The sequence below is a fragment of the Pseudomonas sp. RC10-4-2 genome, assembly GCF_050433085.1.
In the GTDB taxonomy this organism is placed as follows: Bacteria; Pseudomonadota; Gammaproteobacteria; order Pseudomonadales; family Pseudomonadaceae; genus Pseudomonas; species Pseudomonas aeruginosa.
This window is the reverse complement of record NZ_JBNPXX010000002.1, coordinates 567,975-582,809: the sequence shown is the minus strand read 5'-3', so window position 1 is coordinate 582,809 and position 14,835 is coordinate 567,975. Positions and strand designations below refer to the sequence as shown.

Genomic DNA, 14,835 nt, shown 5'->3' with positions numbered 1-14,835 from the left:
CTTCTGCGCATTGGCGGGCGCCGCCGACCTGCAGGCGCGGCAGCGCAACATGGGCCTGGCCTGAGGTCGCCTACTCTTTGACTTCCATGTAGTCGCGGGCCCAGGCCTGGTATTCCTCGGGGAAGGTGTACTTCTTCGACAGCTCCGAGGCGGTCAGGTCCGAGGCCACCGCACCGCGCTCCTCGCGCAGGCAGTCGTAGGTCGCCTTGATCGCGGCGAAATAGGCGGCGTGGCCGTTGACCACGACACGCACGCCGAGCCGCGCCAGGCGGGCGTCGTCGCGCAGTTGCGGATTACCGTAGGTGACCAGCATCAGCGGGATGTGCAGGTGCTCGGCGATCGCCTCGAGGTGGGCGAAGTCGCGCACGCCGACCAGGCAGATACCATCGGCGCCGGCTTCCTGGTAGGCCAGGGTGCGCTGGATCACCGCATCGACGTCGATCAGTTCGGCGTTGGTCCGGGCAATGATGGTCAACGCCGGGTCGACCCTCGCCTCCAGGGCCGCGCGGATCTTGCCGACGCCTTCCTCGACGCAGATCAGGTCGGTGGACTTGCGCCCGAACTGCGCCGGCAGCAGGGTGTCCTCGATGGTCAGCGCGGCGATTCCGGCGCGCTCCAGTTCGACCACCGTACGCATTACGTTCAGCGCGTTGCCGTAGCCGTGGTCGGCGTCGGCGATCACCGGCAGGCGCGTCACCCGGCCGATGCGGGTGGCCTGCTCGACGAATTCGCTGAGGGTGATCAGGGCGAAGTCCGGCGCCGCCAGGACCTGCAGGGAAGCCACCGAACCGCCGAGGATGCCGCACTCGAAGCCGAGGTCGGCGGCGATGCGCGCCGACATGGGATCGAACACGGAAGCGGTGTGGTAGCAACGGGAGGAGTCCAACAGCGCGCGAAACATCGCACGCAACTCATGGTGTGAGGCTCTATGCATGACGAAATCCAGGACAACACGGCAAGACGGAGTGGGAAAGCAGCGCCAACATAGCACCATGCGCAGGCCCCTTGGCAAATCCGTATACAAAGGTCGGGGCGGCCCGCACGGACGTCCCAGGACGCTTCCTGCCGATCGCCGGCGGTGAAATCCGCGACGCTCTCGCATACACTGCGCGGCCGTTTTTTTCCCGGACCGTTTCGCGCCATGAACCCGAGCACCGCCGCCCGCGCCCTGGGCATCGATTTTGGCACCTCCAACTCCACCGTCGGCTGGTGGCGGCCGGAGGTCGAACCGCTGATCGAGCTGGAGGACGGCAAGATCACCCTGCCCTCGGTGGTGTTCTTCAACGTCGAGGAGCGCCGCCCGGTCTACGGCCGCCAGGCGCTCGGCGAGTACCTGGAGGGCTACGAGGGCCGGCTGATGCGCTCGCTGAAGAGCCTGCTGGGCTCCAAGCTGCTGAAGAGCGAGACCACCGTGCTCGGCAGCGCCCTGCCGTTCAAGGACCTGCTCGGCCTGTTCATCGGCCAGCTCAAGGCGCGCGGCGAGGCCGCCGCCGGGCAAGCCTTCGACGCGGTGGTGCTGGGTCGCCCGGTGTTCTTCGTCGACGACGACCCGGAGGCCGACCGCGAGGCCCAGGACACCCTGGTGCAGGTGGCCAACAAGCTCGGCTTCAAGGAGGTTTCCTTCCAGTACGAACCGATCGCCGCGGCCTTCGACTACGAGCGCGGCATCCAGCGCGAGGAACTGGTCCTGATCGTCGACATCGGCGGCGGCACCTCGGACTTCTCCCTGGTGCGCCTGGCGCCGGAGCGGCGCAACCTGGCCGAGCGCCAGGACGACATCCTGGCCACCGGCGGCGTGCACATCGGCGGTACCGACTTCGACAAGCAGCTCAGCCTGGAAGGCGTGATGCCGCTGTTCGGCTACGGCAGCCGGATGAAGAGCGACGCCTTCATGCCCACCAGCTACCACCTGAACCTGGCCACCTGGCACACCATCAACGCGGTGTACGCGCAGAAGTCGCAATTGGCGCTGAAGAACATGCGCTACGACATCGTCGACAGCACCGGCATCGACCGCCTCTTCAGGCTCATCGAGGAACGCGCCGGGCACTGGCTGGCGATGCAGGTGGAAGACAGCAAGATCCGCCTGACCGAAACCGAGCGCCTGCACCTCTCGCTGGAGCGCATCGAGGCCGGGCTCGGCGTGGAGCTGACCCGTGGGCTGTTCGAGAACGCCGTCGACGGACTGCTGGAGCGCGTGCGCAACAGCGTCGCGCAACTGCTGGCCTCGGCCGGGGTCGACCCGGACCGGGTCGACACGGTGTTCTTCACCGGCGGTTCGAGCGGCATTCCGGCGCTGCGCCGGAGCGTCTCGGCGATGCTGCCCAACGCCCGTCATGTCGAGGGCAACCTGTTCGGCAGCATCGGCAGTGGCCTGGCCATCGAGGCGAAGAAGCGCTACGGCTGAGCCGCCCTGGCCGCGCCCCTGCCCTATAGGGGGATAAGGTCACACCGGGCCCGCCATGGCGGATAACCGCGAGCGGTTATTCGCCCTACGCCAAGACCACGCCACACCCGTCCGCAGGGCGGATAGCGCCACAGGCGTTATCCGCCGCCACACCGAGCCCGACGAGGGTGGGGCTCACTTCTTCAGGCAGGTGCTCATGAACGCCTTGCGTTCGTCGCCCTTGAGCGCCTTGGCGGTGGCATCGGCGTTGCAGGTCTTCATCTTCTCCTGCTGGGTCGCCGCCTTGGCGCTGCCGCCGGCCTTCAGGCAACTGCTCATGAACGCCTTGCGTTCGTCGCCCTTGAGCGACTTGGCACTGGCGTCGGCGTTGCAGCTCTTCATCTTCTCCTGCTGGGCGGTGGCCTTGCCGCCGGCAGGCGCGCCGGCCTTCAGGCAGCCGCTCATGAACGCCTTGCGTTCGTCGCCCTTGAGCGCCTTGGTGGTGGCCTCGGCGTTGCAGGCGGTCATCTTCTCCTGCTGCGCGGTGGCAGCGAAACCATGGGCCGAGACGGCCATGGCCAATACGAACATCGGGATACGCAGGATATTCATCGAACTCTCCTTGAAGGGCTGCACGTTCGCATGCAGGTGCGCTGAAGTCTAGCGACTGCGGCGGGCTTTGCAGGGGCTGGGAACGCGTCCTGTGCGCTTGCGACAAGCGTCATGTTTCGCGGCTAGACTGACGCCTCGCACGAGGAGGAGTTCCATGCAACAGGTCATCGCGGTGAGCCTCTGCGCCACCCACGCGTTCAGCAAGCAGGTGCGTCCCGCCATCCGCCTCCTGAAAGGTCTCGGCGTCGAGGGCGACGCCCACCACGGCGTCACCGTGAAGCACCGCTCGCGGGTGCGGCAGGACCCGACCCAGCCGAACCTGCGCCAGGTCCACCTGATCCACGAGGAACTGCACGACGAGCTACGCGCCAGCGGCTTCGCCATCGGCCCGGGGACCATGGGCGAGAACATCACCACCCGTGGCGTCGACCTGCTCGGCCTGCCCACCGGCACCCGCCTGCGCCTGGGGGAAAGCGCCCTGGTCGAGCTGACCGGCCTGCGCAATCCCTGCTCGCAGCTGGACAACTACCAGCCCGGACTGACCGCCGCCGTGCTCGGCCGCGACGAACAGGGCAACCTGATTCGCAAGGCCGGGGTGATGGCGATCGTCCTGGAAGACGGCGAGGTTCGCCCCGGCGACGCCATCGATATCCAGCTGCCCCCCTTGCCGCACCGGGCCCTGGAGAAGGTCTGAGGCAATCCGCCGCGATTCCGGGCGAACTCTGCGCGAGGGCCTGCGTTCCAATGTTGGCAAGCACCGCTCAACCACAAGGAGTCACAGCATGTACAAGCAGTCACTGGCGGCACTGTTCGTGATGGCAACCCTGGCCGGCTGCGCGTCGACCAAGGTGCAGAACCCGGTCAACTACATCACCTTCCGCAACGAACCGCTGGTCAAGGATGTCGAGAAAGGCATGAGCCAGCAGGAAGTCCTGCGCATCGGCGGCACGCCTTCCGGCACCCAGAAGCGCCTGATGAAACCGGGGAGCTGCAACAGCTACATCCTCAACAAGGACGGCCAGCAGCAGCCGTTCTACGTCAGTTTCGACGGCAGCGGCAAGGTCGACGGCTCGGGCTTCCTGAGCTGCTCCGAGCTGGACCGCCACGAGCGCGACGCCCGCCCCTGACGGCTCGACGCCCCGCTTCCTTACGGAGGCGGGGCGTCTGCGTTCAGGCCCGGGACAGGGCCTCGATCAGTTCGGCCTTGCGCATCGTCGAACGACCGCGGATGTCGCGCTTGCGCGCCAGCTGCATCAATTCCTCGCGGGTCATCTCGCTCACCGAGGTACTGCCTTGACGTTTGCCACGGCTCGCCGAGCCGCGGTTGGCCGGTCTCCCTGAGCGGGCCTGGGCGGCGCGATGGGCCGAGTCCTTGCGGTCGGCGCGCTTGGCCGTCTCGCTCTTGGCGCGGCCGGAACCGCCCTTGCGCTCGCCGCCGCCGGACTGCTTGTTCACCGTCGCCCAGGCGCGCGCCTCGGCTTCCGATTCGCTCACACCCTTGGCCTTGTAGCTCTCCTCGATGTGCTCGGCCTTGCGCTGCTGCTTGTCGCTGTACTTGCTCTTGTCGCCACGGGGCATGGGGATATCTCCCTTTGCGATGGGTTCACTGTTGGGACCGGGAGGCGACGACGGACGTTCAGAGAAAGTGCGCACCGGCACAAACCCCTTGACCTTGCCCCAGGGGCAATCCGTAGTCTGCCGGTATCCCGCAGCAGGAACCGGAAATGCTCACCATCGGCCAACTGGCGCGAATCTTCGAGATCTCCACCAAGACGCTTCGCCACTACGATGCCATCGGCCTGTTCGTCCCCGCGCGCACCGGTAGCGACAACGGCTACCGCTACTACCAGCCGGAACAGATCGAGCAGCTCTCGCGCATACTCGCGCTGCGCCGGCTGGACGTTCCGCTGGAAGCCATCGACCGCCTGAAACGCGATGGCGCGCTGGACGACCCGCAACGCCTGCGGCATTTCCTGCAACGACACCAGCACACCCTGCGCGAAGAGATCAGCGCCCGCCAGCGCCTGCTGGCGGAACTCGACCGAACCCTGGCGACGCTCGCCCACTGGAGGATCCGCAACATGCATGCACGAATCGTCGAACGTCCCGCCTTCAGCGTGGTGGGCATGGAATACTTCGGCAGCGCCCCCGGCGACACCATCGGCCAGCTCTGGGAACGCTTCATCCCGCGCGAGCACGAGATCGCCGGCAAGCACGATCCCGAGGTCTCCTATGGCATCTGCGCGCAGCAGCCCAACGGCGAATTCCACTACGTCGCCGGCTTCGAGGTGCAGGAGGGCTGGCCGGTGCCGGAGGGCATGGTGCGCTTCCAGGTGCCAGCGCAGAAGTACGCGGTGTTCACCCACAAGGGCACGGCGCCGCAGATCGCCGAGAGCTTCCAGGCGATCTACAGCCACCTGCTCGCCGAACGCGGCCTGGAGCCCAAGGCGGGGGTCGACTTCGAATACTACGACCAGCGTTTCCGCGGACCGCTGGATCCGAACTCGCAAGTCGACCTGTATATCCCCATCTACTGAATCAGCGCTTGCCGGCCGGCACCTTGGCTGGCAAGCGCATGCGCTGCAGCAGCGCGGTGCACTGGTTGTCGTCGCTTTTGCTCGGCGCCACCAGCGCCAGCAGGCTGGCCGCCGGGCCCACCGTCACGCCGAGGGCTATCATTCCCGCGCCGCGCGCCACCAGCGGCCCGGCATGGACCCCGGCGTCGGGCTTGGCGAAGGTGCCGCGCACGTACAGCGGCGAGCGCAGCGAGAAGATCCGCAAGCCCTTGCTGTGCGGGGTGACATCGAGATCGAGCTTCTCGTTGGCGAAGTTCACCGTGCCGTCGACGTTGACCAGCGCGTTCTCGGTGTCGAAGACGAACAGCCGGCTGGTCATCAGGCCCTTCTGCAGGCCGAAGTCGGCGGCCGCGCAGTTGATCTTCACCTCGTCGTCGCCGAACAGCTTGGTCACCAGGTAGTTTCCGACATTGAGGCCGGCGATTTCGGTCAGGCCTTTGCTGATCGCACCGTCGTTGATCAGCATCTTCAGTTCGCCATCGGCGCCACCGAGGATCTTCGCCACCGAATTGCCGCTGCCGCTGAGACTGGCGTCGCCGTTCAGCTCGCCGAAGCTGGTCTGCATCGGCGCGAAGCCGGGGAACAACTGTTTCAGCTTGAAGCCCCGCGCGCTCATCTTCACTCGGCTCTGCATCGGCTGCTTGCCGCCGTCCAGGCGGATGTCCGACTCCAGCTTGCCGCCGGCCACGCCGAAGCGCAGGGGCTCCAGGCGCAGCAGGCCGTCGTTGAGCACCAGATGGGTATAGAGGTCGCTGATCGGCAACTGGTCGCTGTGGACGATACGCTTGCCGGTGAATTCCACGTCGGCGTCCATGTCGCGCCAGCGCTCGGTACGGAATTCCTCCACCGGCAGCACCTTGTCGCCCGGCTGGCGGCTGGTCTGCCCGCGCTTCTGTTTTTCGGCATTGCTGTCGGCGCCGATCAGCGGGCCGAGGTCGGCGAAGCGCAGTTGCTCGGAGGTCAGCTTGCCGGACAGCTTCGGCCTAGGCTGGCGAGCGACGAAGGTCAGGCTGCCGTGCAGGTCGCTGGCGCCGACCTTGCCGTTGAAGTTCTCGTAGCGGAACAGTGCGCCGCCCTCCTCCTTGAGCCGCGCCAGCAGGTGTCCGTCGGTGGAGTAGGCCGGAGTGTCCGGCAGGGTGATGCCGGTCAGCGGATAGAGATTGGCCATGCTGGTCCCGGACAGCTTCAGGCGCAGGTCGAGGGCGCCGAGGTTGAGCGGGTCGGTCAGGGTGCCGACCACCGCGGCACGGGTGCTGCCGGCACTGACCTCGGCCTGTAGCGGGAAGGGCTTGCTCGCATCCTGCAACGCCAGCATCCCGCCGACCTTGCCCGAGCCGGCCAGAGCCTGGCCCTTGTAGGTGCCCTTGACCTTCCAGCCGAACACATAGTCCTGGGCGTCCGCCGCATCGCCCGTGGCCAGCGCCTTGCCGGCCAACTGGCCGAACGGCACCGGCTTGCCGAGCGGGTCGACCAGCACTTCCAGGCGGGTCTTCAAACGCTGGTCGTCGAGGCTGACGCTACCCTTGTCGAAACCGATCTCGCGGATGTCCAGTTGCCAGGCGGACGGCTCGTCGCTGTCGCTGGCAGGCAGGTCGAAATCCCAGTTGGCGCGGCCGTCGGCCAGGCGCAGGAGGTCGGCGCGCGGCTGGGTCAGCTTGATCTGTGGAATGCGGATGGTCTGCCAGAGCAACGGCAACGGCGCGAGGCGGAATTCGATGCGTTCCAGGCTGGCGAACTCGCTCGCCTTGGTCTTGCCCGCCGTCCACTCCGGGTTGCCGAGGGTGATGTCCTCGGCGCTGAAGCGCGGCCAGGGGATCCAGGCGCGCCAGCCTTCCTCGCCCTCCTCGCGGCGCCAGGCCACGGCGAGGTTGCCGTTGATGGCGAACGGGCGGTTCAGCGCCGCCGAGACCTTTTCGTTGAGGGTGGGCTTGATCAGGTTCCAGTCGAAGGTGGCGATGAACACCACCAACGCCGCCAGCAGCAGGACCAGGCTGGCGAGGCTCCAGGTCAGGATCTTTCGGCCGCGCGTCATGCACAACTCCTTTTCGCCGCGTCGGTTGTCGGGCAGGCGCGGCAGCGCGCCTCGCTCAGCCCGTCAGTGTGCAGGCTGGCCCATGGACTCGCCAGCGCGAATACGCCGGCCCGTTCCGTTAGGACCGGCGAAACGCCGGCATTGCTCCCCGTCCCACGCATTTCAGGCAAAAGGCCAGTTCGGCGGCGGGTCGATAAAACTTTTTCGACCGCGCGGGACTCACACCTTAGGTAAGCAGAAAAAGCCGGCCGCAGAGCCGGCCCTTTTCACCGGATCAGCCTCAAGGAGAAAACCGATGACCACCGTTCAACTGACGGACGTCCAGACCCTTCGCGACCGTGCCCGCAAGAACATCCAGGAAGGCGCGGTCACCGAAGGCTATTCGGCCGATCGCCAGACCGTCCTGCGCCTGCTCAACGAAGCGCTCGCCACCGAGTTGGTCTGCTTCCTGCGCTACAAGCGCCACTACTTCATGGCCACCGGCCTTAAGGCGAGCATCGCCGCCGCCGAGTTCCTCGAGCACGCCAACCAGGAAATGCAGCATGCCGACCAGTTGGCCGAGCGCATCATGCAACTGGGCGGCGAGCCGGACTTCAATCCGCGCGGCCTGGAGGAGCGCTCCCATGCCGAATACGTCGAAGGCAAGACCCTGAAGGACATGGTCACCGAGAACCTGATCGCCGAGCGCATCGCCATCGACAGCTATCGCGAGATCATCACCTACCTCGGTAACGACGACCCCACCACCCGACGCATTTTCGAGGAAATCCTGGCCCAGGAAGAAGAACACGCGGACGACATGGCCGACATCCTCGACGACCTCGCCTGACTCCAGAGCAAGACCCGTCCGAGAGCCGGCGCCCGCAGCGCCGGCTTTTCTTTTCGCCTTATTTATCCAATTTATCGATTAAATAGAGAAAAGCTAACTATCCTTTAAGAAATCTTCGACATCACAAAAATAATCAACTAACTTACTGATAAATAATAAGAAAATACATAATCACCCATGTCGATAGACACTATCATCGCACTTCGTTTTTAAATCGACTTATCCGAACTGAAAATGACTCCAACGCAATCGACAACCCACTCGGAGTCACCGTCATGAAAGCTTCCCTGATCCTCGGCCTCGCCCTCGCCACCCTGACCGCCAACGCCGCCTTCGCCGCCGATGGCTCCAGCCGCACCATCGACCGGCTGCACCAGGACATGTCCAGCGTCGAACTGCGCATCGCCGACAACGGCAGCGAGCAGACCATCGACCGCCTGCACAAGGACATGACCAAGGCCGAAGCCCGCCTGGCCGACAACGGCAGCGAGCAGACCGTCGACCGCCTGCACAAGGACATGACCAAGGCCGAAGCCCGCCTGGCCGACAACGGCAGCGAACAGACCGTGGACCGCCTGCATCGCAGCATGAGCCGTTTCGACCTGCGCACCGCCTGACCGCTCGTTACGCCGCAAGGCGCGAGAAAAGCCCGGCTCGATGCCGGGCTTTCCTATTTTCCCATCCCTGTCGCGCTGGGCGCATGGCCCGAGGCAAGCCGCACTCTCCCGCCTCAGACTCCGCTGAACCAGTTGTAGCCCTGGTCCTCCCAGTAACCTCCGGGATTGCTGTTGCTGACGAAGATCTCCACCACGTGCTTGGCGTTCTTGAAGCCGAGCTTGGTGGGAATCCGCAGGCGCAGCGGATAGCCGTTCTCCTCCGGCAGCGCCTGCCCGGACATCTCCAGCGCCAGCAGGGTCTGCGGATGCAGCGCGCTGGGCATGTCGAGGCTGGAGTAGTAGCGGTCGGCGCACTTGAAGCCAACGTACTTCGCCGAGGTGTCGGCGCCGACCAGCTCCAGGAAGGTGCGCAGCGGCACTCCGCTCCACTGGCCGATCGCGCTCCAGCCCTCGATGCAGATCAGTTGCGTGACCTGGCTGGCCTGCGGCAGCCGGCGCAGTTGCTCCAGGCTCCAGGGGCGCTTGTCGCGGACCCGCCCGGAAACCTGCAGGCGGTATTCCGGCAGGTCGATCTCCGGCACGTTGTAGGCCGGGTAGAACGCGTTGAAGGGGAACGGCGAGGCCACCTGCGACGGATCGAAGGTCGGCGCCAGCCGCGTACGGCTGAACAGCCAGGCCTGGACCCGGTCGTTCCAGCGCGACATGGCCCAGAGTACCTTGTCGACCGAATCGCCATCCTGTAGCCGGCACCCCGAGAGCATCGCCAGGGCGCCCAGGGACAGGCCGCCGCGCAACAGCAGGCGGCGTTGCAAATCGACCATCTGCCGCTCGCTGGACGGGTCGACCGCGATCTTCGCGCGCTTCTTCTCCGGCCCCTTCATCCTTCGCTCCTCCGTCCGCGCCGCCACTCGCGTCCGATGATCATCGGCAGCAGGGTGCGCGGCACCAACAGCACCAGCAGCAGGTGCACGACGACGAACCCGACGACCCCGGCCATGGCCAGGAAATGCACCCAGCGCGCCCCCTGGAAGCCACCGAACAGCGCGGTCAGCCCGTGCAGTTGCACCGGTTTCCAGATCGCCAGCCCGGACAGCACCAGCAGCGCGCCGAGCGCCAGGACCAGCCAGTACAGCAGGCGCTGCACCGCGTTGTAGCGGCCCGGCTCATGGACCAGGCGCAGGCCGAGGGCGAGGCGCAGGTCGCGCCAGACGCCGGCCGCGCTCAAAGGCAGGAAGTCGCGACGAAAATGCCCGCTGGACAGTCCGTGGGCGAGGTAGCACAGGCCGTTGCCGAGCAGCAGCCACATGGCGGCAAGATGCCAGGCGATGGAACCGCCGAGCCAGCCGCCGAGGGTCGCCCAGGCGGGAAAACGGAAATCCAGCAGCGGCGAAGCGTTGTAGATGCCCCAGCCGCTGCCGACCAGGCAGGCCATGGCATAGGCATTGAGCCAGTGGCAGAGTCTCACCGGCCAGGCGTGCAACGCACGGTTCATGGCTTTTCTCCCAGGAAACCCGGCCGGGACGGACGCGCCGTCCCGGCGAAACCTCACATCGGCGGGGTCACGCCGTCCTTGCCGACCGAGATGGCCAGGGCGGTGAGGCTGCCGTCGGCGCCCTTCTGCGGGAACAGCACGACCTTGGCGCCAGGCTTGAGCAGGCTGCGCTCGCCCGGCTCCAGGCTGACGATGGGCACGTCGTCCGGCACCACCACGGTCTTCTCGCCATCGCCGTATTTCACCGTCATGCGCCGGCCCTGGCTGACCACCAGGTTGCCGACCGTACCGTTGGTCATGGTCGAGGCGCTGCCATCGGCGTTCTCCCAGGGCCGGTGGCCTTCGCCGCTGCCGCGCAGGCTGGGGGCGAAGACATGCACCTCGAGGGCCTTCAGGGTGCCGTCGGGCTGCGGCACGGCGGCGGTGCCGATGAAACTGTCGGGCTGGATGTCCTCCGGCTTCGCCAGCGACACGGCGCGGATCGCGGTCTTGTCGGTGAGCCTGACCGTCAGTTGCTGGCCGTTGCGGGCCTTCAGTTGCAGGTGGTCGTCGGCGGCCTGCTGGATGGTGCCGCGCAGCGGTTGCAGCATGCCCGCAGGCGGTTGCGCGGCGAAGCTGGCGGCACTGGCCAGGAGCAGGCCGAAGAGCAGCGCGGGGGAAGCCTTGAGTCGAAGCATCGGTCGATCCTCGGTGGGGTTGAGCCTCGATGGTCGCCCCGCCGGCGGTACCCGGAGATGACTTTCGCATGACAAAAATGTCACCGAGTCCGCGCCGCGCGCTGGCTAGAATGGCGGCGAACGAGGGGGAACGAGACATGCGCATCCTGGTGATCGAAGACGATACGAAGACCGGCGAGTACCTGAAGAAGGGCCTCGGCGAGTCGGGCTATGCGGTCGACTGGTCGCAGCACGGCGCCGACGGTCTCTACCTGGCGCTGGAGAACCGCTACGACCTGGTGGTCCTCGACGTGATGCTGCCCGGCCTGGACGGTTGGCAGATCATGGAAGTGCTGCGCAAGAAGCACGATGTGCCGGTGCTCTTCCTCACCGCCCGCGACCAGCTGCAAGACCGTATCCGCGGCCTCGAACTGGGTGCCGACGACTACCTGGTGAAACCCTTCTCCTTCACCGAGTTGCTGCTGCGCATCCGTACCCTGCTGCGCCGCGGCGTGGTCCGCGAGGCAGAGCAGGTGCAACTGGCCGACCTGCAGCTGGACGTGCTGCGGCGCAAGGTCAGCCGCCAGGGGCAGGTGATCGCCCTGACCAACAAGGAGTTCGCCCTCCTGCACCTGCTGATGCGCCGCGAGGGCGAGGTGCTGTCGCGCACCCTGATCGCCTCGGAGGTCTGGGACATGAACTTCGACAGCGACACCAACGTCGTCGACGTGGCGATCAAGCGCCTGCGCGCCAAGGTCGACAATCCCTTCCCGAACAAGCTGATCCATACCGTGCGCGGCATCGGTTACGTCTGCGAGGAGCGCCCGTGCCCGCCCGCCGCTCCCTGACCCTCTACGCGGCGCTGCTGTTCGCCGCGGTGGCGGCGCTGGTGGTCAGCGCGGTCGGCTTCTACCTGTACCGCTCGGTGGAAGAGGCGATGCTGCGGCGCAGCGACGTGATGGTCGCCGGCCGGGTCGAGCACTTCCGCAACCTGCTGCGCGACAACCTCACCCTGGCCGAGCTGAAGGCGCGCCCGCGTCTGTTCGAGAACATGCTCGGCAACGAGCAGGACATCCTGCTCCTCGGTCAGCCCGGCGAGGCGCCGATCGTCGCGGTCAACCCGCGCCACGAACGCCTGCCGTCGCTACGGGTGGTCGCCGCCGGCCAGGCGTTGAATCCGTCCGTCGTGCACGCCGCGCTGACCCACGACGGCATCCCGATGCGCGTGCTCGCCGCCGAGGTCCTGGTCGGCGGCCGCGAGCCGTTGCAGATCACCGCCGCACACCTGCTGCTGGGCGAGACGCGGATGCTCGCCCAGTACCGCGACCGGGTCATCGCCGCCGTGCTGCTGGCGTTCCTTGGCACCGCCCTGCTCGGCTGGCTGGTCCTGCGCCACGGCCTGCGCCCGCTGCGCACGCTGGCGGCGAAGGCGGCGGAGATCCATCCGACCAGCCTGGATACCCGCCTCGACGTCGCCGCCGCGCCTGCCGAGTTGCAGCAGGTGGCACAGTCGTTCAACGCCATGCTCGAACGCCTAGACGACGGCTACCAGCGTCTGCAGCAGTTCTCCGCCGACCTCGCCCATGAGATCCGCACGCCCATCGGTTCGCTGATGGGCCACGGCCAGGTGGCCCTGCGCCAGCCGCGCAGCAACGAGGAGTACCAGGCGCTGATCGCCTCCAACCAGGAAGAGCTGGAGCGCATCGCGCGGATGGTCGAGAGCATCCTGTTCCTCGCTCGCGCCGACGACGTACGGGCAGCGGTGGAGCGCAGCCGCCTGGACCTGGGCGAAGAACTGCGGCGCCAGGCGGAGTATTTCGAAGGGCTGGCCGAGGAACGTGGGCTGAGCCTCGACATCCAGGTCAGCGGCCAGCTACGCGCCGATCCGCAACTGTTCCGCCGGGCGCTGAGCAACCTGCTGGCCAACGCCATCCGCTACGCCAGCGCCGACAGCCTGATCGAAGTGCGCGGCCTGCGCCGATCGGGGGAATTCCTGCTGAGCGTGGAGAACGCCTGCGACAGGCTGCCGGCCGAACCGCTGTCGCGCCTGTTCGACCGTTTCTACCGTGGCGACGCCGCGCGCAGCGACGCCCAGTCCAGCGGTCTCGGCCTGGCCATCGTCCAGGCGATCATGCGCCTGCACGGCGGCCGCGCCGAAGCGAGTGCACCGGCTCCGGGACGCATCCGCTTCGACCTGGCGTTCCCGGCTCAGGACTGAGCGGGTTTCTCGCCGGCGTCCAGCTCGCCGTCGGAGCGGCCGATATTCGCCGGCGCCTCCACCACCAGCTCCTCCGGCACTTCCTCGACGCGCGGGTCGAGGGTGGCGGCCATCGGGCTGACCGTGTCCGGCATCGCCACGTGTTGCAGCGGCGCCTCGTCGACCCGGTGTTCGCCGGTGACGCGCTTGGGCTGCACCCAGAACACCAGCAGCACCGCGTAGCCGGACACCAGCATGTAGAACAGTCCCGGACCGAAGTGGCGCATCAGCGCGCCGGCCACCAGCGGACCGATACAGGCGCCGACCCCGTAGGTGGTCAGGAGCATCGCCGACAACGCGACCCGGCGCGGCTGCTCGACGTGGTCGTTGGCCAGCGCCACCGCCAGCGGATAAAGGGTGAACAGCAGCATGCCGGTAACGAACCCGTTGGCCAGCAGCAACCAGTACGGCAGCGTCACCAGCCCCCACATCGGGATCGAGGCCAGGCACAGCAGCACCGCATTGCCGCGGATCAGCCAACTGCGGTCGAGGCGGTCGGACAGCCAGCCCAGCGGCCACTGCGCACAGAAGCCGGCGACGATGCACATGCCGACGAAGAAACTCGATTGCGAGGCATCCAGGCCGTTGCGGTTGGCGTAGACCGGCGCCAGGCCGTAGAAGGCGCCGACCATCAGGCCGGCGATGAAGATGGTGCCCAGCGCCTGCGGCACGCGCTGCCAGAAGAAACGCACTTCCAGCGGCGCGGCGACCAGCTTGGCCGGGTGCACGCGCCGGGTCATGGCCAGCGGGATCAGGCACGAGGCGAAGCAGATGGCGACCAGCAGCAGCGGCTTGTAGTCGAGGGTCGGGCTCAGCGCCAGCAGGCCCTGGCCGAGCACCAGGCCAAGGTCGACGGCGACCATGTAGCCGGCGAACACCTTGCCGCGCTGGTGGCTCTCGGCCTGCTCGTTGAGCCAGCTCTCGATCACCATGTACTGGTTCATCATCACCGCGCCGGTGATGAAGCGCAGCAGCAGCCAGACTTCCAGCTGATCGACCAGGGCATGCAGCAGCACGGTCACGGTGGCAATCCCGGCGCAAGCCACGTAGGAGCGGATATGGCCGAAGCTGGCGATCAGCTTGTGTCCGAATTTTCCACCGCAGACCAGGCCGAAATAGTAGGACGCCATCAGCCCGCCGACCCACAGGTCGCCTGCGCCTTCCTGGGTCAGGCGCAGGCCGATGTAGGTGGTGAACAGGCCGGAGCCGGCCAGCATGAGCAGGGTGGCGGTGTAGAGCGCGGGAAAGGTGACGAGCGGGCTGAACATGACGGTTCCTGGACGGACGGGCCCCACGGCCGGCATCCGCCGAGCATTGTTAGATTCGGGAAGGATCGACGCTGCTGGCCGATCGCGGGCGCAGGCCGTCCTGCGTTCGG

Annotated in this window: 16 protein-coding genes; 8 read left to right on the top strand and 8 right to left on the bottom strand. The window is 66.9% G+C overall.

Features of this window, described 5'->3' with window-relative positions; translation table 11 throughout:
• Nucleotides 1-70 precede the first annotated feature (70 nt).
• Nucleotides 71-934, bottom strand: coding sequence for an isocitrate lyase/PEP mutase family protein (locus FHW81_RS10590; RefSeq protein ID WP_003135385.1), 864 nt, complete (start codon nt 932-934; stop codon nt 71-73).
• Nucleotides 935-1,141: 207 nt separating this feature from the next.
• On the opposite strand from FHW81_RS10590, the gene FHW81_RS10585 reads away from it, so the two are divergent.
• Nucleotides 1,142-2,407, top strand: coding sequence for an Hsp70 family protein (locus FHW81_RS10585; RefSeq protein WP_003095476.1), 1,266 nt, complete (start codon nt 1,142-1,144; stop codon nt 2,405-2,407).
• Between the two features lie 174 nt (nt 2,408-2,581).
• Here FHW81_RS10585 and FHW81_RS10580 read toward each other — a convergent pair whose 3' ends face one another.
• Nucleotides 2,582-2,998, bottom strand: a complete 417-nt coding sequence (locus FHW81_RS10580; protein WP_003095479.1) for a PsiF family protein — start codon at nt 2,996-2,998, stop codon at nt 2,582-2,584.
• 154 nt (nt 2,999-3,152) lie between these two features.
• Here FHW81_RS10580 and FHW81_RS10575 point away from each other — a divergent pair, with 154 nt between their 5' ends.
• Together FHW81_RS10575 and osmE are read left to right on the top strand one after the other, a co-directional pair.
• Entirely contained in the window at nt 3,153-3,692 is a 540-nt protein-coding gene (locus FHW81_RS10575) for an MOSC domain-containing protein (protein WP_003095483.1), read from the top strand.
• A gap of 88 nt (nt 3,693-3,780) precedes the next feature.
• A complete protein-coding gene (osmE, locus tag FHW81_RS10570) occupies nt 3,781-4,125 on the top strand; it encodes an osmotically-inducible lipoprotein OsmE (protein ID WP_003095488.1) in 345 nt (114 codons plus the stop codon).
• 43 nt (nt 4,126-4,168) lie between these two features.
• Here the strand turns inward: osmE and FHW81_RS10565 are convergent, their stop codons facing one another.
• Complete coding sequence (locus FHW81_RS10565) at nt 4,169-4,576, bottom strand: Rho termination factor N-terminal domain-containing protein (protein WP_003095492.1); 408 nt, start codon at nt 4,574-4,576, stop codon at nt 4,169-4,171.
• Nucleotides 4,577-4,722: 146 nt separating this feature from the next.
• Here FHW81_RS10565 and brlR point away from each other — a divergent pair, with 146 nt between their 5' ends.
• Nucleotides 4,723-5,535 (top strand): c-di-GMP-binding multidrug transporter transcriptional regulator BrlR, encoded by an 813-nt coding sequence (brlR, locus tag FHW81_RS10560; protein WP_003095496.1) that lies wholly within the window; start codon nt 4,723-4,725, stop codon nt 5,533-5,535.
• Between the two features lies 1 nt (nt 5,536).
• On the opposite strand, the gene FHW81_RS10555 is transcribed toward brlR, so the two are convergent.
• A complete protein-coding gene (locus FHW81_RS10555) occupies nt 5,537-7,606 on the bottom strand; it encodes an AsmA family protein (RefSeq protein ID WP_019372213.1) in 2,070 nt (689 codons plus the stop codon).
• Nucleotides 7,607-7,901: 295 nt separating this feature from the next.
• Between FHW81_RS10555 and FHW81_RS10550 the strand changes: the two genes are divergently transcribed.
• Nucleotides 7,902-8,435 carry a ferritin-like domain-containing protein gene (locus FHW81_RS10550; RefSeq protein ID WP_003095503.1) on the top strand — a complete coding sequence of 178 codons (534 nt, stop codon included), beginning with the start codon at nt 7,902-7,904 and terminating at the stop codon, nt 8,433-8,435.
• Nucleotides 8,436-8,710: 275 nt separating this feature from the next.
• Nucleotides 8,711-9,052 (top strand): hypothetical protein, encoded by a 342-nt coding sequence (locus FHW81_RS10545; RefSeq protein WP_003095507.1) that lies wholly within the window; start codon nt 8,711-8,713, stop codon nt 9,050-9,052.
• Between the two features lie 113 nt (nt 9,053-9,165).
• Here FHW81_RS10545 and FHW81_RS10540 read toward each other — a convergent pair whose 3' ends face one another.
• The 3 genes from FHW81_RS10540 to FHW81_RS10530 are packed head-to-tail and all read right to left on the bottom strand — an operon-like array spanning nt 9,166 to nt 11,221.
• Nucleotides 9,166-9,933 (bottom strand): molybdopterin-binding protein, encoded by a 768-nt coding sequence (locus FHW81_RS10540; RefSeq protein ID WP_003099511.1) that lies wholly within the window; start codon nt 9,931-9,933, stop codon nt 9,166-9,168.
• Complete coding sequence (locus FHW81_RS10535) at nt 9,930-10,544, bottom strand: cytochrome b/b6 domain-containing protein (protein ID WP_003121131.1); 615 nt, start codon at nt 10,542-10,544, stop codon at nt 9,930-9,932. The genes FHW81_RS10540 and FHW81_RS10535 overlap by 4 nt, the downstream gene beginning before the upstream one ends.
• Nucleotides 10,545-10,597: 53 nt before the next feature.
• Nucleotides 10,598-11,221: a hypothetical protein gene (locus tag FHW81_RS10530; RefSeq protein WP_003095513.1), complete on the bottom strand. Its 624-nt coding sequence runs from the start codon at nt 11,219-11,221 to the stop codon at nt 10,598-10,600.
• A gap of 137 nt (nt 11,222-11,358) precedes the next feature.
• Here FHW81_RS10530 and FHW81_RS10525 point away from each other — a divergent pair, with 137 nt between their 5' ends.
• Nucleotides 11,359-12,048, top strand: coding sequence for a heavy metal response regulator transcription factor (locus FHW81_RS10525; protein ID WP_003095515.1), 690 nt, complete (start codon nt 11,359-11,361; stop codon nt 12,046-12,048).
• The gene (locus tag FHW81_RS10520) at nt 12,027-13,418 is read left to right on the top strand and encodes a heavy metal sensor histidine kinase (protein ID WP_003095517.1); all 1,392 of its coding nucleotides are present in this window, start codon (nt 12,027-12,029) and stop codon (nt 13,416-13,418) included. The genes FHW81_RS10525 and FHW81_RS10520 overlap by 22 nt, the downstream gene beginning before the upstream one ends.
• Here FHW81_RS10520 and FHW81_RS10515 read toward each other — a convergent pair.
• Nucleotides 13,409-14,725, bottom strand: coding sequence for an MFS transporter (locus FHW81_RS10515; RefSeq protein WP_023117901.1), 1,317 nt, complete (start codon nt 14,723-14,725; stop codon nt 13,409-13,411). The genes FHW81_RS10520 and FHW81_RS10515 overlap by 10 nt on opposite strands.
• Between the last annotated feature and the right edge of the window lie 110 nt (nt 14,726-14,835).

Coding starts and splice junctions, on each gene's coding strand:
- FHW81_RS10590 (WP_003135385.1), bottom strand. CDS start 934: ATGCATAGAGCCTCACACCATGAGTTGCGTGCGATGTTTCGCGCGCTG.
- FHW81_RS10585 (WP_003095476.1), top strand. CDS start 1,142: ATGAACCCGAGCACCGCCGCCCGCGCCCTGGGCATCGATTTTGGCACC.
- FHW81_RS10580 (WP_003095479.1), bottom strand. CDS start 2,998: ATGAATATCCTGCGTATCCCGATGTTCGTATTGGCCATGGCCGTCTCG.
- FHW81_RS10575 (WP_003095483.1), top strand. CDS start 3,153: ATGCAACAGGTCATCGCGGTGAGCCTCTGCGCCACCCACGCGTTCAGC.
- osmE (WP_003095488.1), top strand. CDS start 3,781: ATGTACAAGCAGTCACTGGCGGCACTGTTCGTGATGGCAACCCTGGCC.
- FHW81_RS10565 (WP_003095492.1), bottom strand. CDS start 4,576: ATGCCCCGTGGCGACAAGAGCAAGTACAGCGACAAGCAGCAGCGCAAG.
- brlR (WP_003095496.1), top strand. CDS start 4,723: ATGCTCACCATCGGCCAACTGGCGCGAATCTTCGAGATCTCCACCAAG.
- FHW81_RS10555 (WP_019372213.1), bottom strand. CDS start 7,606: ATGACGCGCGGCCGAAAGATCCTGACCTGGAGCCTCGCCAGCCTGGTC.
- FHW81_RS10550 (WP_003095503.1), top strand. CDS start 7,902: ATGACCACCGTTCAACTGACGGACGTCCAGACCCTTCGCGACCGTGCC.
- FHW81_RS10545 (WP_003095507.1), top strand. CDS start 8,711: ATGAAAGCTTCCCTGATCCTCGGCCTCGCCCTCGCCACCCTGACCGCC.
- FHW81_RS10540 (WP_003099511.1), bottom strand. CDS start 9,933: ATGAAGGGGCCGGAGAAGAAGCGCGCGAAGATCGCGGTCGACCCGTCC.
- FHW81_RS10535 (WP_003121131.1), bottom strand. CDS start 10,544: ATGAACCGTGCGTTGCACGCCTGGCCGGTGAGACTCTGCCACTGGCTC.
- FHW81_RS10530 (WP_003095513.1), bottom strand. CDS start 11,221: ATGCTTCGACTCAAGGCTTCCCCCGCGCTGCTCTTCGGCCTGCTCCTG.
- FHW81_RS10525 (WP_003095515.1), top strand. CDS start 11,359: ATGCGCATCCTGGTGATCGAAGACGATACGAAGACCGGCGAGTACCTG.
- FHW81_RS10515 (WP_023117901.1), bottom strand. CDS start 14,725: ATGTTCAGCCCGCTCGTCACCTTTCCCGCGCTCTACACCGCCACCCTG.